The organism is Neglectibacter timonensis (genome assembly GCF_900048895.1).
Lineage (GTDB): Bacteria > Bacillota > Clostridia > Oscillospirales > Acutalibacteraceae > Acutalibacter > Acutalibacter timonensis.
Window position 1 is genome coordinate 545,130 of the sequence record NZ_LT160639.1, and the last position, 21,748, is coordinate 566,877.

At 52.8% G+C, this 21,748-nt stretch carries 16 protein-coding genes; 5 read left to right on the top strand and 11 right to left on the bottom strand.

Annotated features, from left to right (window positions below; all coding sequences use genetic code 11):
* Positions 1 to 80: 80 nt before the first annotated feature.
* The 5 genes from BN3911_RS07555 to BN3911_RS07575 form a co-directional block, all read right to left on the bottom strand.
* The gene (locus BN3911_RS07555; RefSeq protein ID WP_066863532.1) at positions 81 to 2,102 is read right to left on the bottom strand and encodes a TIM-barrel domain-containing protein; all 2,022 of its coding nucleotides are present in this window, start codon (positions 2,100 to 2,102) and stop codon (positions 81 to 83) included.
* Positions 2,103 to 2,247: 145 nt separating this feature from the next.
* On the bottom strand, positions 2,248 to 3,381 hold the full coding sequence (locus BN3911_RS07560; protein WP_147578547.1) for a glucosidase family protein: 1,134 nt from the start codon (positions 3,379 to 3,381) through the stop codon (positions 2,248 to 2,250).
* A gap of 235 nt (positions 3,382 to 3,616) precedes the next feature.
* Positions 3,617 to 4,483 (bottom strand): carbohydrate ABC transporter permease, encoded by an 867-nt coding sequence (locus BN3911_RS07565; RefSeq protein ID WP_066863538.1) that lies wholly within the window; start codon positions 4,481 to 4,483, stop codon positions 3,617 to 3,619.
* A 14-nt stretch (positions 4,484 to 4,497) separates the two neighbouring features.
* The gene (locus BN3911_RS07570) at positions 4,498 to 5,394 is read right to left on the bottom strand and encodes a carbohydrate ABC transporter permease (protein WP_066863540.1); all 897 of its coding nucleotides are present in this window, start codon (positions 5,392 to 5,394) and stop codon (positions 4,498 to 4,500) included.
* Positions 5,395 to 5,524: 130 nt separating this feature from the next.
* Positions 5,525 to 6,895: an ABC transporter substrate-binding protein gene (locus BN3911_RS07575; RefSeq protein WP_066863543.1), complete on the bottom strand. Its 1,371-nt coding sequence runs from the start codon at positions 6,893 to 6,895 to the stop codon at positions 5,525 to 5,527.
* Positions 6,896 to 7,187: 292 nt separating this feature from the next.
* Here BN3911_RS07575 and BN3911_RS07580 point away from each other — a divergent pair, with 292 nt between their 5' ends.
* The 5 genes from BN3911_RS07580 to BN3911_RS07600 all read left to right on the top strand — a co-directional run bounded on the left by BN3911_RS07580 (position 7,188) and on the right by BN3911_RS07600 (position 16,276).
* Positions 7,188 to 8,993 (top strand): sensor histidine kinase, encoded by a 1,806-nt coding sequence (locus tag BN3911_RS07580; RefSeq protein WP_066863546.1) that lies wholly within the window; start codon positions 7,188 to 7,190, stop codon positions 8,991 to 8,993.
* Positions 8,990 to 10,570, top strand: coding sequence for a response regulator transcription factor (locus tag BN3911_RS07585; protein ID WP_066863549.1), 1,581 nt, complete (start codon positions 8,990 to 8,992; stop codon positions 10,568 to 10,570). Before BN3911_RS07580 ends, BN3911_RS07585 begins: the two co-directional genes overlap by 4 nt.
* 228 nt (positions 10,571 to 10,798) lie before the next feature.
* The gene (locus BN3911_RS07590) at positions 10,799 to 12,544 is read left to right on the top strand and encodes an ABC transporter ATP-binding protein (protein ID WP_066863552.1); all 1,746 of its coding nucleotides are present in this window, start codon (positions 10,799 to 10,801) and stop codon (positions 12,542 to 12,544) included.
* Positions 12,545 to 12,781: 237 nt separating this feature from the next.
* A complete protein-coding gene (locus BN3911_RS07595) occupies positions 12,782 to 15,508 on the top strand; it encodes an ABC transporter permease (protein WP_066863555.1) in 2,727 nt (908 codons plus the stop codon).
* A 33-nt stretch (positions 15,509 to 15,541) separates the two neighbouring features.
* Positions 15,542 to 16,276, top strand: a complete 735-nt coding sequence (locus BN3911_RS07600) for an ABC transporter ATP-binding protein (RefSeq protein WP_066863557.1) — start codon at positions 15,542 to 15,544, stop codon at positions 16,274 to 16,276.
* A gap of 153 nt (positions 16,277 to 16,429) precedes the next feature.
* Here BN3911_RS07600 and BN3911_RS07605 read toward each other — a convergent pair whose 3' ends face one another.
* The 6 genes from BN3911_RS07605 to BN3911_RS07630 form a co-directional block, all read right to left on the bottom strand.
* Positions 16,430 to 17,092 (bottom strand): TVP38/TMEM64 family protein, encoded by a 663-nt coding sequence (locus BN3911_RS07605; protein WP_066863560.1) that lies wholly within the window; start codon positions 17,090 to 17,092, stop codon positions 16,430 to 16,432.
* Between the two features lie 216 nt (positions 17,093 to 17,308).
* Entirely contained in the window at positions 17,309 to 18,166 is an 858-nt protein-coding gene (locus tag BN3911_RS07610; RefSeq protein WP_066863563.1) for a TIGR03915 family putative DNA repair protein, read from the bottom strand.
* On the bottom strand, positions 18,145 to 19,443 hold the full coding sequence (locus BN3911_RS07615; RefSeq protein ID WP_066863566.1) for a putative DNA modification/repair radical SAM protein: 1,299 nt from the start codon (positions 19,441 to 19,443) through the stop codon (positions 18,145 to 18,147). The genes BN3911_RS07610 and BN3911_RS07615 overlap by 22 nt, the downstream gene beginning before the upstream one ends.
* 5 nt (positions 19,444 to 19,448) lie before the next feature.
* Positions 19,449 to 20,636: a DNA polymerase IV gene (gene dinB / locus BN3911_RS07620; protein ID WP_066863569.1), complete on the bottom strand. Its 1,188-nt coding sequence runs from the start codon at positions 20,634 to 20,636 to the stop codon at positions 19,449 to 19,451.
* Positions 20,637 to 21,113: 477 nt separating this feature from the next.
* A complete protein-coding gene (locus BN3911_RS07625) occupies positions 21,114 to 21,383 on the bottom strand; it encodes a DUF6809 family protein (RefSeq protein WP_066863572.1) in 270 nt (89 codons plus the stop codon).
* Positions 21,384 to 21,683, bottom strand: coding sequence for a DUF6809 family protein (locus tag BN3911_RS07630; RefSeq protein WP_066863575.1), 300 nt, complete (start codon positions 21,681 to 21,683; stop codon positions 21,384 to 21,386). It lies immediately after the preceding gene.
* Positions 21,684 to 21,748: the final 65 nt, after the last annotated feature.

Sequence of the window (21,748 nt, forward strand, 5' to 3'; positions counted from 1 at the left end):
GTATATCACTCCATTGTGGGACAAGGAATGGAGAATATTGATTTCTCTTTCACAATTTCGACCTGCCCACTGCCGCTGCTTCACTGTATCTTCAAAAGTCCTGCTTCCAAGCTGCCGCCCTCGCGCACAAACAGTGGAATCACAGAAAGAGGCGCTTCGCAGGTTACAGTCTGACCGCCGTCATAGGTAATTCCAGTTGTCACCTCAGTCCAGCGGGTGCCTGCCGGCAGCACAACTTCTCTGGTTGTCTGTCCCGCGTGCGTGATGGGCGACACCAGGATATCCGGCCCGAACAGGAACTGATCCTTAACCTCCCAGGCCTTCTTATCCCCGGGATAATCGGTAAACAGCGGACGCATGGGAGGAATTCCTTCCTCATGACATTTTTGCATCTGCTCCTTTATATAGGGACGGATACGCTCCCGAAGGAACAAGTACTTGGAAAGGATTTCATAGGCTTCCTCGCCGTAACTCCAAACCTCGTTGTCCGCACCGGACGGCGCACCGCCGTAACCCATTCCTTCCAGGGCATCCCCGGAGTTGACCCTAGCGCCGTGCAGGCGGAACACGGGGCAGAATACGCCATACTGGAACCAGCGCACCAGCAGCTCCCGGAATGCCGGGTCGTTGGGATCGCCGAAATCAAAGCCGCCGATGTCTGTAGTCCACCAGGGAATACCGGCCACCGCCATGTGCAGCCCGGCCACGATCTGACGGCGCATGCTGTGGAAACTGGAAACAATATCGCCGGACCACACCAGAGTGGCTATGCTCTGACTGCCCGCCCAGGCGCAGCGTTCCAGGTTGATGAGCTCGGTTTCGCCCTGTGCAATAAGCCCGTCATATACGGTCTTTTCATAATAATAGGGGTAGATATTTGCCACCTCAAGGGCAGAACCCATACGATAACGCAGATTGTCAAAATGATAGGGAATGGTTTCCGGCTCCGCAGCGTCCAGCCAATAGTATTTGATTCCCCTGTCGTAATAGTTCTGCTTGATCTTTTCCCATACAAACTCCCTGGCGCCGGGGTTGGTGGCGTCGTAAAACACCTCATACCCGCCGCATTCCAGTTGGGTGCGGTTTCCCCGGTCGGTATGGATCAGGTAACCCTTTTCCAGCATTTCCGGGTAGTTGGGGCTCTTGGGGTCCACCGTGGGCCAAACAGAGACAAACAGCTTGATGCCCATCTCCTCCAGCTCCTTGACCATGGCTACGGGGTCCGGCCAATACCGCTCATCAAAATCCCACACGCCCTGGTTGGGCCAATGGAAGAAATCGATAATAATGACAGAGATCGGCAGCTTCCGACGCTTATACTCCCGCGCCACATTCAGCAGCTCTTCCTGCGTGCGGTAGCGCATCTTACACTGCCAGAAGCCCATGGCAAAGTCAGGCATCATGGAGGGCATACCGGTGGCCACGGCATATTGGTGCATAATCTGTCTGGGGTTTTCCCCGGCAGTCACCCAATAATCGACCTGCGGCGCGGATTCAGCCTTCCATTCGGTGCGGTTGGTGCCGAAGGAAGCAGTGCCCACAGCTGGGCTGTTCCAGAAGAAGCCATAGTTCTTATCGGAAAGTACAAAAGGAATGCTTACCTGGGAATTGCGGTGGGCAAGTTCCAGAACTGCTCCCTTCAGATTGAGAAGCTCCTGCTGGTATTGCCCCATGCCATAGAGCTTCTCCTCCGGGTCAGACTCAAAACGAACCGTGATTGCACGGTCCGGACCGCGCATAGGCAGAAATTCACGCCCGGAAAGCATCATGGGGCTGAAATTCGTCCCTTTGACGCTGCGGTTACGCACAAATTCCTGCAAAAGCACCTTACCGTCTCTGTCGGTGATGGTGATGCGCCCGTTTTTCTGCACTCTGGCACAGATCGATCCGTTCTCCATAAATGCAGCAGGCTCTCCTTCCCATTCCCCCACCTCTGCTTTTGCCTGTGTCTCTTTCCGGGGCAGCAGCGCCCAGGCCATGGACTCATCGATGGGGCGCAGCTTGGCCGCACGCACCCTTAGGCTGTTCTTCCCCCAGGGTTCCAGCCACATCGATTCGCCGTCGTATTCATAGATAATCCTTTGATCTTCTACACGCAGCACTTGTGACACCTCGCATTTCCTATAATATTGTCCGGATAACCACTAAATCACCCACGCCTGACGGACCGGCGGTGGTTTTATCAAAAAACACCGCCGCAGTGTCAAAAATCCTAAAATCCATCCGCAGGAGTGTATCAGCGCTTACCTAGCCATTTTCCTGTTCCCAGCGGAGCACAGCGCCCCGCACATTTACGGCGCTCACCACAAATTCCGGAAGTTTTCGGTATCCACAGTTTACGCATTCGCAGATGCCGCCCTCCTGAAAATCTGTAAGCAGCTCCCGCAGCATGTTTTCTGCCGCTTCAGGGTCCAATCCTTTCAGTACATACCAGATCCACCCGCTTGCCGTGGCCCAATAGGCCCCGTTTTGGTACTCTCCGGGAGCCACATAGATCAGCAGCTTTTCCCAGGGTTCCCCATCCGGCAGGTGGCAGACCTGTCCATGATAGAGATAGCGGTCCCGATGTGTTGCAAGCCAGTCTTCCAGGCCTTTTTTCACCTGTTCCTCCACAGGGAACCCGATATAGAGCAGATAGGCCGCACCCCACACGTCCAACTGGCGGCAGTCCTGCTCCGCTGCAAAGAACAGTCCGCTCTCTTCATCATAAAGACGGACAATTTCCCGCTCGATGCGTTCAGCACGTAAATCGTATTCTCCTGCTCGATCCTTTAAGTCTCCAAACCCGCGGCAGAGCTCGGCAAGTTGGCGGCAGGCCCTCCAATAGAGCAAGGATTCAAAGAACAGCCGGCCGGTCTTGCAGACAGTGTCGGTAAAGCCATAGGGGGAATGAGGACGGGTGGGATCGTTCCACAAAAGCCCTTCCCCGCTCAAGGGAATACAGTCCATCCCTCTGTCCAACGCTTCAGCCCAGCGGAAAAATTTCCGCTTTCCCTCACCAGAGGCTTCCACCTCCGGAAGCCGCAGATAGCTGTACACGGCAAACACCAGGAAGGGGGTATTGTCCAAGTTTGCCTCCCCTACCGGCGCGCCTTTTGCCCCCGCTGCGTAGACCGGTTCACCGCTGGATTCCACCCGGTCCGGGAACCAACCGTCCTCCCTTTGACCTGTCAGAACAAATTCGATGCAGGCCTCCAGCGCTTTCGCGCCCATCAGATCTCCGCAGTATTCCGCCATATAGCCGAGATCCCTCACCCAGAGGGCATCGTAATTTCCCACGCCGTCCGGGGTAAAGAGTACTGTGCCGTCCGACGCAGTCTTTTTGCAGCCTTCCAGCAGTTCTCGGGAAAGCTCAGTCAGCTGTTTGAGTTCTTCACTCATATAGGAACCTCTCTTTCCTGTGGGAAGCGGCCGGCAACTGTCATGCCCGCGGGAAGGCCCGCCTTTTCTTCCCAAATAAATTTTCTTCACCGGATAGAAGAGAACGCGTTTTCCGGTCAAGGTTTCCCCGCAGTCTGAAAAACAGGTCCGAAAAACGGTAACCATTTTTCGGACCTGCCCTGCGTGTTCCAGCCCGTTCATGTCCCGGCCGGAACCGGAGGAGAAGGCTGAAAACTCAGCCTTTCACACCGCTGAACGCAATGCCTTCCACAAAATATTTCTGTGCGCACAGATACGCGACCAGGATTGGGATCACGGAGAGCACTGATCCCGCCATCACCAGGTTCCACTGCGTGGTATACACACCCTTGAAATACGCAATTCCCAAGGTCATCGTGTATTTTTCCGGAGTGGTGAGGTAAATCAACGGTCCCATGTAATCGTTCCAGGTATTCATCAGGGTAAATACGCCCAGCGTCAGCATGGCGGGAACGATCAGCGGCAGCATAATGCGCCAATAGGTGGTGAAGGGGTTGCAGCCGTCTATCTCCGCGGCCTCCTCCAGCTCTTTCGGCAGGGACATGAAGAACTGCCGCAGCAGGAACACACCGAAAGCGGAGAAGAACGCCGGCAGGATCAGGGCAATGTGGTTATCCACAAGGCCAACCTTCGCAAACATCAGGTAAGTAGGAATCATGGTGACCTGTCCGGGTACCATCAGCGTGGCAATGTAGAAGAAGAACATCACCGTGCGGCCCTTAAATCTGATACGGGCGAAGGAATATGCCGCCAGGCTGCTGAAAAACAATTGGCCGAGCACCACAAAGAACACAATCTTAATGGTGTTGAGCATGAACTGGAACATGGGCTGCTCCGTGAAGATATCCACATAGTTCTGCCACCGGGGTACCGGGGGAATCCACACGGGCGGGATTTTCACTGCGTCATACTGTTCCTTCAAAGAGGTGGAGATCATCCAGAGGAAAGGAACCAGCATGGTCAGCCCAATCACAATTAGCACGACATAGAGCAAAACACGCCGCACAATAAAACCGGGCGTTTTTTTCTTTTGAATCAAAGCGTCGGTCTGAACCTTAGCCATCACTTTTCCCTCCTTTATGCTAGATCTCCCCATTTTTTCGAGCTGATGTTCTGAATCAGAGAAACAATAAACACCAGGATAAACAGGACATAGGCAGCCGCGCAGGCATAGCCCATTTTGTAGAACTGGAAGCCATACTGGTACAGGTACATGGCAACCGTCTTGGTGGCGTCCACAGGCCCGCCCTGAGTCATAATCCACACCTGATCGAACACCTGCAGCGAACCGATCAGGGCCATCAATGTGACGAAATAGGTGGTGGGCGCGATCATCGGAACAGTGATCTTCATGAACTTCTGCCTTGCGGTAGCGCCGTCGATGGTGGCCGCCTCATACAGTTCGCCCGGCACGCCCTGCAGGCCTGCCAGGAAAATGGTCATGTTGTAGCCCAGGCCCTTCCAGACGCTCATAATCGCAATGGAGATCATGGCTATGTTGGTGTCGGTCAGCCAGTGCACGGGACCCAGCCCCACATATCCCAGAAGTGTGTTGAGCAGGCCGGCATTATCCTCATACAGCATGCTCCAAACCAGAGAGACTGCTACCATGGAGGTGATGACCGGGATAAACACAAAGGTACGGAAAATGCTGATGCCCCTGATCTGGCGGTTAAACAGCACTGCCAGCAGCAGGGCCAGAATCACGCCGGTGGGCACGGTAAGCACAGCAAACCAAAGGGTGTTGAGCAGCGAAGTGATGAACTGGTCGTCTGTAAACAAACCCACATAGTTGTTGATGCCGACGAAGTCCATTTGGGAGATAACGTCATAGTTCGTAAAGCTGAAAACCAGCGCCATAATGATGGGCACCAGCATGAACAGCAGAAATCCGAGAAAATTGGGGAGGATGAAGAGATATCCCCAGAAATTCCATCTGCGCTGCAGACGGCTCGAAGTTTTGGCCTGTTCCATAAAGTCCTGCCTCCCTCTCTTTCAGTATTCCGTTTCAAAAAAAGAAGGGGCCGCGGCGTCCCGACTGAGGGAGAAGCCGCCGCCCGCTTTTCTTTTCAAAACTTTCCGGACTCAAGCCGTAAAACGGCTTTTATTTGTCCTCTTCGGCCAAGATCTTATTGACGTCCTCTACAGCCTTGTCGAGAGAGGCCTGAGCGTCGTCGGTCTTGTTGAACATATAACCCTGCAGGTCAATACCGAGAGTATCCTCGATCTGAGGCCAAGAGGGAGTGAAGGGACGGGTTCTGGAGTACTCCATCTGATCGGAGAAGACCTGGAGATACTTGCCGTACGTCTCGTCGTCGGCATAGAAATCCTTTTCTGCCGGCTGGGGAGGAATGGTGATCCAGTTTTCCCAGAAAGTATGTACGAAGTCGGAGCAGGTCAGGTGAACCAGATAGTCATAAGCCTCCTGCGGATACTTGGTGTTGCTGAACGCAACCACGCCTTCGCCGCCGACAACGGTTGCCTGGGTCTTCTGCTTCGGCAGGGGAGCTACGCCAAACTTATCCTTGAAATTGGGATCGCTGAGGAACGGATTGAGGTTCCAGGGGCCATCGATTACCATAGCGGTGATACCGGAGGTAAAACGGTTGACGCCTGTGGGAGCAGCCTGCAGCGGCACACTCTTGTCTTCCTGAACCATGGTCTTCCAGAATTTCAGTGCTTCCACGCCTTCCGGAGAATTGAACACGGCCTCGGTGCGGTCTTCATTCAGAAGCTCACCGCCATTCTGCCACAGGAAGGGAAGCCAGTTCCAGGTGTAACCGCCCTTTTTGTCATAGACAGGCAGATCCAGTCCAAAGATGCCGTTGTCAGGATCAGTCAGCTTCTTGGCGGCTTCGCGCAGATCATCCCAAGTCCAATCCTTGGGCTCTTCCAAACCGGCCTTCTCAAAGAGCTCCTTGTTATAGAACAGAGCCAGGTTGTTGGAAGTGATACGCAGGCCGTAAACGTCGTCTTTATAGACCATGGTATCCCATACGGAATCGTAGAACTTATCCTTGTACTCTTCCACGCCGAACTGATTGAGTCCCAGCAGCTTGCCTTTGGCAGCCAGCTGCGTGCTCTGTACGCCGGCATCCACAAACGCCAAGTCGGGGTTATTACCGCCGGCTATGGTAGCCTGAATCTTGGTGCTGTAGGAATCGGAAGCGATGGGTGTTACAGTGACCTCAACGCCGGTCTCTTCCTTATAGGCAGCCGTGTCTTCCTTGATCTTGTCGGCGCTGGCTTTCTCCCAGCCATACACCCAGATGTTGAGCTTTGCGTCGGACTTTTCCTTCTCCCCGCCGGTGCTGGCCGGAGTGGACTCAGCCGAACTGGACTCCGCTTTGCTGGATTCCGTTTTGGACTCGGTCTTGCTTGCCGTGCTGCTGGAATTGCTGTTGCCGCAAGCGGCAAACGAACTTACCATCAGCGCGCCTGCAAGTACCAGCGCAAAGAGCTTTCTTGCTTTCATAATTGTCCTCATCCTTTCTGCTTTCTTGTTTTATTGTCCAAAATGACAAACTCTACAATGTTATTTTAGTCTCTTATAGTGTTTTTGCCTAGGGCATAAAATTTGAGGTTCGATGCACTTTTTTTTACCTTTGACTTGTCTTGACATTTTCCCCATCCCCCTATATGATTAATTAGTACATTTGAACAATCCGTCCCTAGCGAGTAAGGCCAACCTGCTTTTCAGGTATAAGGGACCGCGTATGTCAGGGCGGAACCTGCCGTGGGCGGTGTCCGGGAAAGGAAGTTCCGGCGTGAAAAAAGAAAAAAAAACTCCAGGTTTTTGGATCCGCTTTTTGAACCGGTTTACCATTAAGAATAAGCTTTTAGTCACCTTGGTACCGGTTATCCTGCTCACCTTTTTGATCTTTTTGCTCACAGTATATTTCATCTCCTTCCGGGAGACGCAGTCCATCGTCAACCAGCAGGCCGATATCAGCATGAACCAGAAGGTACAGCTGGTGGATACCTATCTGGATAAGCTGCGTATGGAAACGGAGATTTTCATGTTTGATTCCAATGTACAGAAAAAACTGAAGGTTCCCAAAAACACGCTGGACGACACGAAGCTGGACGAGATGGAAACCGATGTCCGCCGTGATATGTACAGCATGATCATCAACTATGATGTGAATGTGGAGAGCATCTCCGTCAAAACCATCAACGACGATTATTATGTCTGGAAAATGGACAGCCGCCTGATCCACGGCGACTTTACAGGCCGCATCAACCAGCATGAGGATATAGCCCGCGAGCTGGACGGCGGAATGCTGTTTACTTATGAAAAGCTGCAGAAGGGCCTTGTCACCCTTACCCGGCTGATTAAGGACCCGGTGGCCGACGATGAGCTGGGTACCCTGATGATCGATTTTAACCTGGGCTTTCTCGACAATCTTTCCTCTTCTGCCTCCTGGGACAGGGGCGCGGAGCCAACCCTGGTGATCGTCAACACAGAGGGCAGCATCGTCTTCAACTCTTCCCCCTTCGACAAGGAGATCATCGAGGCCGTGACGCCCGGTACCGAAAAGCTCAAGGTGAGCGGCAGCAATTTCCGCATCCGACACACCTCCTCCGGCACCAACGACTGGGAAGTGTTCCTGGTGATCAACGAGAGCAAGCTCTACCGCAACATCTATCGGCTCACCTTCCTGCAGGTGGGGCTGGTGTTGTTCTCCATCATCCTGGTAGTGCTGGTAATCTTCGGCGTTTCTCTGACCATTTCACGACAGTTTGAGCGCTTTCAGAAAAAGATCAGCCGTACGAGCGATCCCAAACAGCACGCCCTCATCCGGGTGGACAGCAACGATGAATTCAGGGACCTGGCTGAGGTCTATAATGAAATGATGGGGCGTATCGACAATCTGATCGACACTGTATATTCCAAGGAGCTGCTGCTTAAGAGTGCGGAAATTAAGGCTTTTCAGGCTCAGATCAACCCCCATTTTCTCTACAACACTCTCGACTGCATCAACGGCCTGGTGGAAATGAACCGGCCCGATGACATCAAAAAGACTGTGACGGCCCTGGCCAGCATCATGCGCATGAGTATTAAGGGCGCGGAAATCCTCACCGTGCGGGAGAATTTGTCCTACACGGAACAATATATGTATATCGAGAAAATCCGCTATGGGGACAAACTGCTTTTCCTCAGTGAAATTCCTGAGAGCATGATGGATTACTATATGCCAAAGCTCATTATCCAGCCGCTGCTGGAGAACTCCATCGTTCACGGCATCTCCGAGCTGCTGGGAAAAGGGATGATTGGCCTTTTCGGCAGAGAGGAAGAGGACGCAATCACCTTTACCGTTAAGGATAACGGCAAGGGGATTCCCCAAAACGTGATCGATCTCATTGAAAGCAGGCAGTCTTCTCAGGAGGCTGAGGAACAGTTCAGCCGGGAAAGCATCGGCCTTCAGAACATCCAGTCCCGCATTCAGCTGATGTATGGCAAAGAGTATGGGCTCGCCATCAAAAATATTCCCGCGGGCGGCTCCAGTGTCACAATCCGCCTGCCCAAGCTCACAAATGACGATATCCAAAAAGGAGGCATAGCACCTTGACCATTCTCATTGTAGACGACGAGGCACTGCTCCGGGACAAAATCCGTTCCGTGCTGGAGAACGCCCATCTGCCGGTACGGGAATACTATTTGGCAGCTAATGCCATCGACGCTATGAAAATCGTGGATGAAAAGGAACCCGACATCGTTCTTAGCGACATCCGTATGCCCACCAAAACAGGCTTGGAGCTGGCAGCCTATATCAACGAGGCTCACCCCAATACGCCGGTGATTCTGATCACCGGTTATTCCGATTTCGAATACGCCCAGGCAGCCATCAAAAGCCGGGTGTTCGATTATATTCTCAAGCCTGTGGAGGCTGATAAGCTGGTAGCCTCCGTCCTGCGGGCCCAGAAAAAACTGGAGCTGCATGAGAAACACGAACGTCTTTACGCCGTGTTCCAGGAATATTTCTCCAGCAATCTGGAGACCATCCGAAAACAGTATATCGAAAGCCTGCTGTTCCGCCGCACCTCCGTCAAGGACGCGGACGAACAGCGGGAGCTGTTTCAGTTCGATTTCGACGCCTACCGGCTGGTAGCTGTCAGCTGCGGTACCGCCATTGACGGCAGCCGGATGGAGGGACAGTATTACTGTACCTATCTGGTGGAAAAATACATCCAGGAATTGTTGCCGAAAACGGTCACCTATGTGTTCGGGAACCTGGTATTTTTCCTGTGGGAAGTCAGGGAAACGGACCGCTTTGCGGACAGCGAGGCCCTGCTTGCCCTGCTCAGCGGGGTACACTCCTATGCGCGCAAGAATTTTCTTGGCATCATGTCCGCCGGAATCAGTCAGGTATCCTCCACCCTGTCCAATATTCAAAACCTGCGCAGGCAGACCTCAGAGTGCCTGGAATACCTGCAGGAGAGTGGCCGGACGGAATTTGTCTTCTTCGAGGACATCATGGAATCGGATCAGGAACGCTGGGAGACGGAAAGCGCCATTCAGGAGCTTTCCTCCACGGTGCGCTCCGGCAATTCCCGGGCTGTGCTGCGCCAATTCGACCAGCTTGCCAGGGGCCTTCAGGGAAACCCTGCCGAATATATTCTTACCTCATACCTGCTGCTCGTCTCCAACGTCTCCTTCCTGCTTCATGAGCTGGAACTGGAGGCCAGCAAGGTGCTTTCCCTGACCAATGAAATCCTGCCACGGCTGCACGGGGACAAGCTGGAGGGCTGCACCGAAGAGCTTCGCTCCTGGCTCTCACAGGTCTGCGAGCTAATCTCCACGGAATTTCAGAGCCGCAGCAACGTGGTTGTTACCAGCGTACGGGAGTTCATCAATACCCACTATAGCGAGCCTATCGGCCTCAGTGAGGCCTCCCGTCATGTGGGCCGGAATCCCTCCTATGTCAGCCGGCTGATCAAAGAATACACAGGGAAAAACTTTACCCAGCTGCTCACGGACAAGCGTATCCATGAGGCAAAGCACCTGCTGAAGGACACAAGCCTGAAGGTGGGAGAAATCGCCGAGCGGGTGGGGTATGTGAACGTCCGTTATTTCAACCGCGTCTTTAAGGCCACCATGAACATGTCCGCCAATGATTACAGGAGTTTCAGCGCCGCGTTTGACTGATGTTTCGCGCCGAATCTCCAAAATTTTTTAAAGCATCCAGCGCCGTTCTTATCCTCCTGATTGCTTTTTTTCGGAAAATGTGCTACAGTAACCGCAAATGACCCGGCTGCGCCGGGAAGAAAGGAAGATTACTGAATGAAAACCATCACTACGAAAATAGGCAATCAAAAGACCGGGAGGAGCAGAATCCTCTGATTTTCTCCTCCCAATATTACGGAGGAATCGATTTTGAACGGTAAGTTCCATAAATTTGTATCATTCTACTGGCCCTATCTGGGCCTTTTCTGCGCGGACCTGCTCTGCGCAGGCGCCGTTTCCGGCATCGCCCTGCTGCTCCCGCTGGGAGCGCGCTACATCACCAAAAATGTGCTGGAGGGCGACCTCACCCTGGCCGCGGGTAAAATCCTTCAGGCAGGCCTGATCATGCTCCTGCTCATCTTGCTGCAGGCGGGCTGCGCCTACTTTACCGACTACAAGGGCCATGCCATGGGGGCTATGATGGAGCGGGATATGCGCGCCGAGCTCTTCGAACATTGCCAGCGTCTCTCCTTCTCCTATTACGACGACCACAGCGTGGGCGACCTCATGGCCCGCATCACCGGCGACTCCCTCTCGCTTACAGAATTTTTCCATCACTGCCCCGAGGACATTGTGGTGAACCTCATCAAATTTGTGGGGGCATCCCTCATCCTTTTCACCATTCACTGGAAGCTGACCCTGCTTATTTTGGCATTCCTGCCCGTTATGACAGTCTATACCCTGATTTTTAACCGAAAGATGGGCCGGGCCATGCGCAGAAGCCGGGAACGGATGAGCGACGTCAACGCCCGGACGGAGGACTCCCTTTCGGGTATTCGGGTGGTGCAGTCCTTTGGGAACGAAGCGCTGGAAACAGAAAAATTTGCAGAGGAAAACCAACGCTTCTGTAAAAGCCGGAAGGAAATCTACCGCAGTGAGGCCGTCTGTTACGGCGGCGCGGATGCTTTCGCAAATCTCATTCCTGTGGCTGTAGTGGTCTTCGGCGGGCTATCCATTCTGCAGGGCAGCCTGGATCTTGCGGACCTTGTGGTATTCCTGCTGTATGTCAGCTATTTTACAGACCCCATCAAGCAACTAATCCATATGACCCAGCAATTCCAGGAGGGCATGGCCAGCTTTCACCGGTTTCTGCAGATTCTGGACACAGAGCCGGAAATCAAAGACCAGCCCGGTGCACGGGAGCTGGGCAGATGCCGGGGAGAAATCGAATTTTCCCATGTGGACTTTCGCTATCAGGGCGGAGGCACTGTGCTCCAGGATCTGAACCTGCGCATCCGCGCTGGGGAATACGTGGCTCTGGTAGGTGCGTCCGGCGTGGGCAAAACCACCCTCTGTTCCCTGCTTCCCCGGTTTTATGACGTTACTGCAGGAGAAATCAGGTTGGACGGAATCTCTGTAAAGCAGTTTACCTTGCATTCCCTCCGGCAGAACATCGGCGTAGTGCAGCAGAGCGTGTATCTCTTTTCCGGCACTGTGGCTGAAAATATCGGCTATGGCAGGCCCAATGCCTCCCGGGAGGAAATTGTGGAGGCTGCAAAACGGGCCAATGCCCACGACTTCATCACCGCCCTGCCCCAGGGCTATGACACGGATATCGGCAGCCACGGCGTGAAGCTTTCCGGCGGCCAACAACAACGGCTCTCCATTGCCAGAGTCTTTCTCAAAGATCCGCCGGTGCTGATCTTTGACGAAGCTACCAGTGCTCTGGACAACGAGAGCGAACGGGTGGTGCAGCGTTCCCTGGAACAGCTGGCGGAAAACCGCACCTCCCTTGTGATTGCCCACAGGCTCTCCACTGTGCGCGGAGCGAAGCGTATCCTGGTGCTGGATGGAACCGGCATCTGCGAAGAGGGCGCCCATGAGGACCTGATGGCCCAAAACGGCATTTATGCCCGGCTTTACCGGGCGAATCTGGCGGAGACAAAAACGGAATAAAGGAAGCCGGAGCTGGAACCAAAAAGGTTCCAGCTCCGGCTTCCTTTCCATCGAAGTAAGGTTCAACGAGACTACAGTAATATTTATTGCATTATTGAATAAATAAGCCACTGAATAAAAATTTATCTCTTAAACACTTTCTATACTACTTGACAAACAGCTCTCCTTCATGATAATAAAAACTTAAGGCCGGTCAAACTTTCCTCCTCCTTTTCTATTTCCGAAAGGTGGTTTTCCATGAAATGTTTTGCGCTGCATTTTGCCTGCCGTGAGTTACGGCACAACAGAAAAATTTTTCGACTTTCTTTTTTCCTCATGGTATTTGTATCTCTGATACTGGCGCTGGTGTTTTCCCTGGGCGATTGTATTGCGGCAACCGTCAGAGAGCAAAGGTTTAACGCCTATGGCTCTTTCCGCTATTACGAGGACAGTGCAGAGGGCGGCGGGGCAGCGGGATCTGCCGTACAGGAAAAAATACGCTCAGTGGGGACTCTGACCTTATTGGGAGAAGAACTCAGCGGCGGAACGGTCGGCACAGCGGACCTGGAAGCGGTCAGGCTTGGACGCATCGTATGCCTTGAGGGGAGGCTGCCCCAAAATGAAAATGAAGCAGCCGTGGAAATCGGCGCGCTTTCTTCCATGGGCTACGCCTATGATCTGAATCAGGAGTTGGAGCTTGCCGTGTCGCTATTCACAGAAGATGGCATCGCGCCTGAACCAGTGACAAAACGGTATACTCTTTGCGGGACAATTCAGGACAGATCTTCTTCCTGGTCCGCGAAGCTCCCTTCCATTTTCTTAAGTGATTCCGGCGGCAAAAAATTGTTGGAACTGAAAAACAGCGGCGGCAAAATCCAACTTTTAAAAGTAAAACTGATTGACGCAGACAAATTGAACGACGGGGAACTGCGGCAAACAACTTTACAGGAAAACTGGGCTGCTTTTCCAGACGGTGGATTGGACCAGTTGGATTCGCTGATGATGTATTTAATTCTCATTGTTTGTGTGGTATGTTCCAGCCTGTTTCTTACCGCGATAAACGCTTCTGTACACCGCCGTTCGGTGACCTGGAGAACCATAAGGCAGACCGGAGGATCGCGAAGGATAATCATAGCAGTTATATTTTTTGAAGAGCTTCTTTTATCCCTGGTTTCCCTTCCCTTGGGTTTTCTATTGGGCGTTTTTAGCGCATGGGGCGCTGTACGGCTCGCTTCCGGCTTCCTGCAGGATCAAATTGCATTTGCTTTATCTTTGAAGCATATGCTTGCGGCTATTGTGCTTTCGTTTGTGTGCGCAGCCGCCGGCGCGTCAATTGCAGGAATCACAGCCAGCCGAATAAGCCTCTTGCCTTCTGGTCCAGCAAAAACGCGGAAGGCCCGGAAGCGCAAATCCAGGAGAAAAATTCGGCGTATCGGCATAAAGGAGATGCTGTGGTCAAGAATCCTTTATCATCCAATCACCGCTCTATGCAGCATTTTGGCGGTCTGCGGCGCGCTGGTTTTCTCTGCTTTGCTGTTTGAAGGGTTGTCAAACCAAACGGCATCCTATCGTGCGTCCCAACGTTTTGCGCACAACTCCGATTATATTTTTGACACAAGCGAAACGGCAGGACCCGACCAGGTAAAGCTGTTTGAGAAAGAGGAAGCAAATAGATTGCAGGGGATTTACGGCGTGGACCAGGTTTATAAATACAGAATATCCACTGCAAACCTAAGCGCACCCGAGGGGAAACAGTTCACCGTAAATTTGGAGTCAAAAAGAGACGATTATTACGAATGGGTGGATTTTACCTACCGCAGAAAATCGGCGTTATTGCAGGAGCAAATGTCCGGCCTCGCCGGAATTCAGCCCGATCAAAACGCAGAACCAAGGGAGGAATACAAACTGGATCCACGTGCGGTAGAAATTGGGATAATTGGGCTGGCCGGCGCCGAAGAGGCAGATCGGTTTATTAGAGAAGCAGAATGCCAGGACAGCGTTGACATGGACGCTCTATTGGAAGGGCGTTCCTGCATCATTTTTTTGCCGCCGCTGTATCAACAGCCTCTGTATACGGAGGATTCTCTGCTGGGAAAAAGCGCGGCCGACACTTCCTATGGCTTTGACCCCCAGCGTCTCCTAGGGACAACATTTGAAATTCTCCCCCAAGGTGTGAAAGAAAGTGCAGCCGAGTGGAATTTGCAGGGAAAAAAGCGCAGAGACGAATCCGCAATAACATGCGGCCAAACATTGCAGTTTTCTTATCATGGGCAGACCATCAGCCTTCAGGTTGCCGGAATACTGCGCGGCTTCACCATGGAAAACGCCAATTTCCCTTATCCCCAATCCCCCTATGACATCATTACCGGAACCAAGTTTTATCATCGCTTTTCCGGCGGCATGGAGGATGAAAGCTATAATTTTCTTACCGTGAAATGTTCGGCCAATGCGGACTATTCTTCAACAGATAAACAGATAAGCCGAATCAAGACAGAACTGGGCAAGGGCGTAAGGTTTCTTAATTTTCGTATCGAGTATGAAGAGACAAAGCTGAACTTAGCTACAGGAATCTCGCTCGCCTTTCTTTTCCTGATCCTTTATTCCGCTATGGTTTTAGTGCTGTTAAGCACATTATCTTCCGCAACGATAGAAGAAAACCGCAGCCGCATTGCAGTTTATAAGATGCTGGGAGCCAATGATAAAAAGGTCAAGCTCAGTTTCTGGTTAGAAGGTTTTCTATATTGGGCAATCGCCAGCGTCTTCGCACTCCTGCTCCTGTATTCCATCTGGATCACGGAAGAGATACAACTGATGGGTTTTGTTTATCCTCTGCGGTATTATTTATTCCCCACCTCTGCATTTCAATTTCAATGGGGCAGCTTCAGTTTTTTTGTCATCCTGACTTTTGTCATGACCGAATTCTTTTCCGTTGCCCCCCTGCGGCGTCTTCTGAAAAAAAGCCCGATAGAACAAATGAAAACATAACCGGAAAGAAATCAACAGGAAAAGAGGGATTCTATGAATTCTTTCATCCGTCTGGAACATATCAGTAAAACATATAAGCTGGGGGAAACAGCGTTCCATGCACTCAGAAACATTTCTGTCAGCTTTGAATCCGGTACTTTCTGCTTTGTTACAGGACGAAGCGGCAGCGGAAAAACCACGCTTCTCAATTTAATCGGTACTTTGGACAAGCCAACAAAAGGGAAAATTTTTTTAGAAGGGAAAGATATTTCCATTTTACCTGATAAGTCCCTGTCCGAACTCAGGAGACGGCGTATTGGCTTTGTTTTTCAAGCTTTCAATCTGCTCAACGAGTATTCTGTTTGGGACAACGTCTGTCTATCCTTCTATTTGGATGGGGCAAAACCAGACAGAACCTATCTGGAAGAGCTGTTAAATACTTTCGGACTTTGGGAACGCCGCGACTCTTACCCGGCTCAGCTGTCTGGCGGCCAGCAGCAGCGGGTCGCCATTGCCCGGGCAATGGCGAATCACCCTGCAATTTTGCTGGCCGACGAGCCCACGGGGAATCTCGATCATCGCTCCGGTTCAGAAGTCATGCAGATGCTTCGCTTGTCAAGGGAGCGGTTTCAGCAAACGATTCTCCTTGTTACCCACGATGTAGAATACATCGGCCTGGCGGACCGAAGAATCCATATCGAGGATGGCCGCATTGTGGACGATACCCAAAATGCTGAATCCGCCTCACACTTTGATTTCGACAGTGGGGCAATGCCATATAAGGAATAAGTCAAAAAACGAGATTGATACAACAGGGAAACACAGTATCAATCTCGTTTTCTATAAAATTCCCCCTCTTGGGTTTCAACTGTGCTTTATCGCTTTGACAAAGATGCCGCACCAGTTACGTCAAACTGTTTCGTAAAATCATTGCGGAAACGTCTAATCCCGAGGCTGCTTTCGCAGCTCGTGCGCATAGAAGAACAGGGAGACGGCCCCTATCAGCAGCATAGCGGCTAGGGAACCGATAAAAGCCGGAGAACCCGGCTCGAAAATCGCGCTGCCCAGCACGGTGTGGGCAATCATCTGCGGCATAAGTCCCAGCAGGCCGCCAGTCAAAAACTTCCGGTAGGGAATCTGCAGGGACCCCACCAGCATACTGGCGATATCCATGGGAAGGGGCAGATAACGGACGATATAGGAGAAGAAAAATTCCCGGTTCTCATAGAGCCTCATCAGGGCTTTGGCCTTTGGATACTTTTTGGTCAACCGGTCCATCAGGCCAAAGCCGGAAAATCTGCCGATCCAGAAGGGCAGAGTGAGCCCCAGCACAGTTCCCGCCAGACTTACGGAGAGAGCCAGAGGCAGCGGGAACATCAGCCCGGAAACCACCCAGAATACTGCGATGGGAAAGGTAACTGCCAAAGACTTCAGCACAAACAGCGCCATCATCACGGCAATGGCGCCCACCGTGTTCTTCGGCAGCACCGCCACGATGGCATCGGTACTTAAATCCGCCGAACTGAACAACAGCCAGCACAGCAGAAAGAGCATCAGGCATAGGGGCAGCAGCCGCAGCAGCTGAAGCCATTTTTTCTTAGGCAAGAGATCCTCTTCCTTTTCCTGTAAATTTCCGCCTGCAGCACGGCCTGGGCGACGTCAGCGTCAGGCCGTCAAACGGCCTCAGCAAAACGCCGGAACAATTGACCGGAACGCGCTGCGGGCTCCCGCGATTATTTTACCACACCTGCGGTGGGCAAGCCGCGTTCCGCAGACTTCAGCGGTTTTTCAGCCCGCCCCACGCGCTGCAGGCTTTTACGATTATTCTACCACATTTGGAAGCGATTGAGTACCTGCGCCCACCGTTCCTTTCAAAATATCCTGGCTTCCGGCCCTTTCCCTGTTCTTCTGCCGCAGCACAAAGGGATCCTCCTGCATCTCAGTGATCCAGGGCCAATAGCGCTTGGCCATCATGGTGCGCCTCTGCCTGGGGTTTTCCCTTCCCTCCACAGCGATGGTTTGATAGAAACGCTTCCACAGTTCCCGATACTGCTGTTCGTTTTCATCGGGCTGGGGCAGTTCCACCCGATCCGCCTCAAAAAACCGGTATTCTCCGCTCTTCTGGTGGAGAAGCCCCGTGTGGTGCACGCTGTCCCAAATCAGGAAGTCCTCACAGGAAAAGCGTTCGCAGAAATGGGGAGCCAGCAGCGGCATCACATTGTTTTTAGGGCCGATTTCCGCCGCGAGAAACCCGCCGTAATCGGAGAAACGCAAAAAGCCCGTAAGCATGTGGGCCTCATGCCTGGCGTGAAACACGGCCCGGTCCAGCACATGCACCCGCTCATCCGTCAGAAGCTGCATCACTTGGGGCCCCACGCGGTACCCCAGCAGCAGGAAACGCAGCATTTTTAACTCCTTTTCTTCCAGGCAGGTGAGAAATGCATCCCGCACCAGCGCATAGGCCTCCGCGGAGATTTTGCGCGGGATGGAGCGGTCCACCCGCTGGGCCTGCTCCGGAATCGTCTCGATCTCCCGGATGGGAAACAGCGTCTCCTGAGGAGCGTCCCAGGGTTCGATTGCGCCGGGAAGTTCCCTGTTCTGAAAGCATTGAAACACACAGCAGAGAAACCCACTGAAGCTGCCGTCATATCGGTATACTAGATTTGTCCGGTAAGACATTGTACCTGATCCTCCTTGGTGGGCGCAAACAGGGAAAGCTGCTCCGGCGCACCGATCTGCCGCTGTGAAATTCCCCGTTCGCAGATGGTCCCCTTGATCACCAGGGGATTATCCGTGGGCAGCGGGGAAGCGCTTTTCCCCTTGCAGGTCAGAAAAAAGCGGGCTCTCTTAAGCACCACGCCCAGCTTTTTCAGGCCCTCGAAATCCAGTGCAGCATATCTTCTGGCTGAAAGAATCCGTTTTGCGCTGCGCACGCCGACGCCCGGTACCCGCAGCAGCATTTCATAGGGCGCACGGTTTACCTCTACCGGAAACTGTTCCATATGGTTCAGCGCCCAATTGCATTTCGGGTCCAGCAAAGGGTCAAAATCCGGATGATTTTCGTCCAGGATTTCTCCGGCGCGGAACCCGTAAAACCGCAGCAGCCAGTCTGCCTGGTAGAGCCTGTGCTCCCGCAGCAGAGGAGGCGGTGTGTTCCTGGCAGGCAAGTTTCTGTGGTTTACCATAGGGATATAGGCGGAAAAAAACACCCGCTTCAGCGTGTACTTCCGGTAAAGCCCTTCCGTGAGCAGCAGGATCTGCCGGTCGGATTCCGGTGTTGCCCCGATAATCATCTGGGTAGACTGTCCCGCCGGTACGAATTTGGGGGCATGTCTGTACTTCACCAGCTCCTTCCCATTTTCCCGGATGCCGTCCCGGATCTGGGCCATGGGACCCAAAATCTTTTCCCGGCTTTTCTGCGGTGCCAGAAGGGCGAGGCTCTTTTGAGAGGGCAGCTCGATATTCACGCTCATGCGGTCCGCCAGTCCGCCCAACTGTTCCAAAAGAGCCGGACTGGCCCCGGGAATGGCCTTTACATGGATGTAGCCCCGGAAGCCTTCCTCCTCCCGCAGCCTGCGCAGCGTTCCAAGCATCAGCTCACAGGTATAATCCGGGTTCTTTACCACGGCGGAACTGAGAAACAGACCCTCGATATAATTGCGGCGGTAAAAGTTCATGGTGAGGGAGCAGAGCTCCTCCGGTGTAAAGGTGGCGCGGCGGGTGTCGGAGGTTCGCCGGTTCACGCAGTAACTGCAGTCAAAAGCGCAGTCATTGCTCATGAGCACCTTCAGCAGGGAAATGCATCTGCCGTCCGCTGCAAAGCTGTGGCAGATGCCGCAGGCCACGGCGCTGCCCAGCTTTCCCTTCTCCCCGGAACGGTCCACGCCGCTGGAGGTACAGGCCACGTCGTACTTGGCGGCGTCGGTGAGGATTTCCAATTTGGTAAAGAGATCCATACCGTTTATTCCCTTTCCTTTCCAGGCATGGAAAAGGCGCGGGCCACGCTTGCCTTTCCATACTTTTCCCGCACCCGGTCCATTGCACTTTCCAGACGCTCCTGCTTTTCCCGGCCATCCGACTGGCCAAACAGGCTCAGCTGAGCCTGCCCTGCATCCGTCAGTTTTCCGGCCCGCACCCCCAACAGGCGCACCGCCCATTTTTTATTTTCCCTGCGGTACAAATTCAGCGCCGCCCGGTAGATGGACTGGGAATCGCACACAGGAGGGTCTATACGGCACTGCCGTTGAAATTCCTCGAATTCCGCATTTTTCACCGTCAGCTGTATTTCCCCGGCCTTTAAATCCTGCCTGCGCAGCCGGAATGAAACGGATTCCGCCAGCGACAACAGCGTGCATTTGATCTCTTCCTCTGTAGTCACATCCCGGGGCAGCGTAGTGCTGTTGCCGATGGTTTTCACCGGTTCCCCTCCGTTCACGGTCTCAACTGGGGATTGATCCAGCCCATTGGCGTAGGTCCAGAGCGTCTCCCCAGTTCTGCCCAGCAGCCTGCGCAGCGCAGGAAGCTCCATTTTTGCGATATCCCCGATGGTGCGCACACCGAATTTCCGCAGCGTCTTTTCCGTATGGGGTCCCACAAACAGCAGCGCTTCACAGGGCAGCTTCCAGATGACGGATTCCATCTCTTCCCTGCCGAACACCGTCACAGCGTCCGGTTTCTTGTAATCACTGCCCAGCTTCGCAAATACTTTATTGAAGGACACCCCGATGGAGACCGTAAGGCCCAGTTCCTCTTTGACCCTCTCTCGGATCTGTTCAGCAATCTCCCTGCCGTCCCCAAACAGCTTCTCGCTGCCGTAGACGTCCAGCCAGCATTCATCCAGGCTGAAGCTCTCCACCCGGTCGGTATAACTACAGTAAATTTGCTTGGCACGGGCTGAAAACTCCGCATAGCGCTCCGGATGGGGCGGCAGCAGCCACAGCTCGGGACATTTCCGCCTGGCCTGCCAGATGGGTTCGGCTGTTTTCACGCCATAGCGTTTCGCCAGCATATTTTTTGCCAGAATAATCCCATGGCGGCTCTCCTTATCCCCCGCCACGGCCATGGGTACATTCCGGTATTCCGGTGCATACAGAGTTTCCACAGAGGCGTAGAAATTATTCATATCTACATGCAGAATTCCGTTTTCCATTCTGTCCCCCATCCTCTCTTCCGGCCAAAGTCCATGCCACAAGCAGAACTCACATATATTTCAAACATGCGTTCGATTATGCACTTTTATTATAGAACATTTGTTTGAAAAGTCAAGGGGTAATTTTTGGAGAAAAAGAAAAAATGCAGTTTTATTAAAATTTGAAGTGCACCACGGTCTCCTGGCTGTCAGCATGTTAAAACGGTTCGAAATATTTATTCAAACATCGTGACCAAAAATCCAGCAAAAGAGCAGGAAAGTGCAACAACAGGAAAGTCGATTCACCTGCTGCTTACAATGATAATTCCAGGCAGCAGGTTTCTGTATAGAACAGAAGCCTGCTGCAAAATCTTACATTTTGCAACAGGCCATGCTGGGTGGTATCTTTATTTTCTTGTGCAGCGCGTCATTTTATTTTTTCGTGACTGCTTAGGGCATTTCTGTCTCAGGACTCTCCCTCCTTGAAAAAGCCTCTTCCTAGCTTTGCAGCAGTTCCGCCGTGAGCTGTGCACCCAGGTGAAAAGCCTGGCAGAAGCTTTCTAAGTTCAGGATTTCCCTGGCCCTATTATCCGCAAGGCCGTATTCATCGAATTTTACCTTCTGCTCCATTGTCATGCTCTCCAGAAGCGATCTTATGATCTCCCGCCTGATCGCGTGTTCTCTGGCATAAGCGGAATCCGGCCCGTGGGCTTCCAGAGGATTGTCCGTCCGGGTGGCCCGGTACAGCAGTTCCATCACCGTATCCATTCAATGCCCCTCCCCGCGGATGCTCAGCCTTTCCCTGTCCGTAAATACCTCCATCGTCATAAGCACGCCCAGACGGTACCCGAGGATCAGCCGGTCAATATTGTAGAGGTATTCTTCCTCAAGCTGCGCATCCCTAAACTGTTCATAGGCCCCGCGCTGTTCTGCCTGAAGCGTCTCCAGAAAGAGATCCTCCAGCCTGTCGGCCTTTTCCCGGGCCGCCTTGGTTTCCTCGCTGTCATATTCCGTGGCTGGCTCCAGTTCCAGCTCATTGAACGCAAATGCCCTGAGTATGTTTCCCATGTATTTCATGTCCTTTCAGTATTGTTTTTACACAACACCTTGAAAGACCCCGCCGCACAGTGTAT

Excerpts from the sequence above, each read along its gene's own strand:
- BN3911_RS07630 (WP_066863575.1), bottom strand. The coding sequence starts at position 21,683 with ATGGGAAACATACTCAGGGCATTTGCGTTCAATGAGCTGGAACTGGAG.
- BN3911_RS07570 (WP_066863540.1), bottom strand. The coding sequence starts at position 5,394 with ATGGAACAGGCCAAAACTTCGAGCCGTCTGCAGCGCAGATGGAATTTC.
- BN3911_RS07615 (WP_066863566.1), bottom strand. The coding sequence starts at position 19,443 with ATGGATCTCTTTACCAAATTGGAAATCCTCACCGACGCCGCCAAGTAC.
- BN3911_RS07625 (WP_066863572.1), bottom strand. The coding sequence starts at position 21,383 with ATGGATACGGTGATGGAACTGCTGTACCGGGCCACCCGGACGGACAAT.
- dinB (WP_066863569.1), bottom strand. The coding sequence starts at position 20,636 with ATGGAAAACGGAATTCTGCATGTAGATATGAATAATTTCTACGCCTCT.
- BN3911_RS07560 (WP_147578547.1), bottom strand. The coding sequence starts at position 3,381 with ATGAGTGAAGAACTCAAACAGCTGACTGAGCTTTCCCGAGAACTGCTG.
- BN3911_RS07565 (WP_066863538.1), bottom strand. The coding sequence starts at position 4,483 with ATGGCTAAGGTTCAGACCGACGCTTTGATTCAAAAGAAAAAAACGCCC.
- BN3911_RS07575 (WP_066863543.1), bottom strand. The coding sequence starts at position 6,895 with ATGAAAGCAAGAAAGCTCTTTGCGCTGGTACTTGCAGGCGCGCTGATG.
- BN3911_RS07600 (WP_066863557.1), top strand. The coding sequence starts at position 15,542 with ATGAATTCTTTCATCCGTCTGGAACATATCAGTAAAACATATAAGCTG.
- BN3911_RS07595 (WP_066863555.1), top strand. The coding sequence starts at position 12,782 with ATGAAATGTTTTGCGCTGCATTTTGCCTGCCGTGAGTTACGGCACAAC.
- BN3911_RS07610 (WP_066863563.1), bottom strand. The coding sequence starts at position 18,166 with ATGTCTTACCGGACAAATCTAGTATACCGATATGACGGCAGCTTCAGT.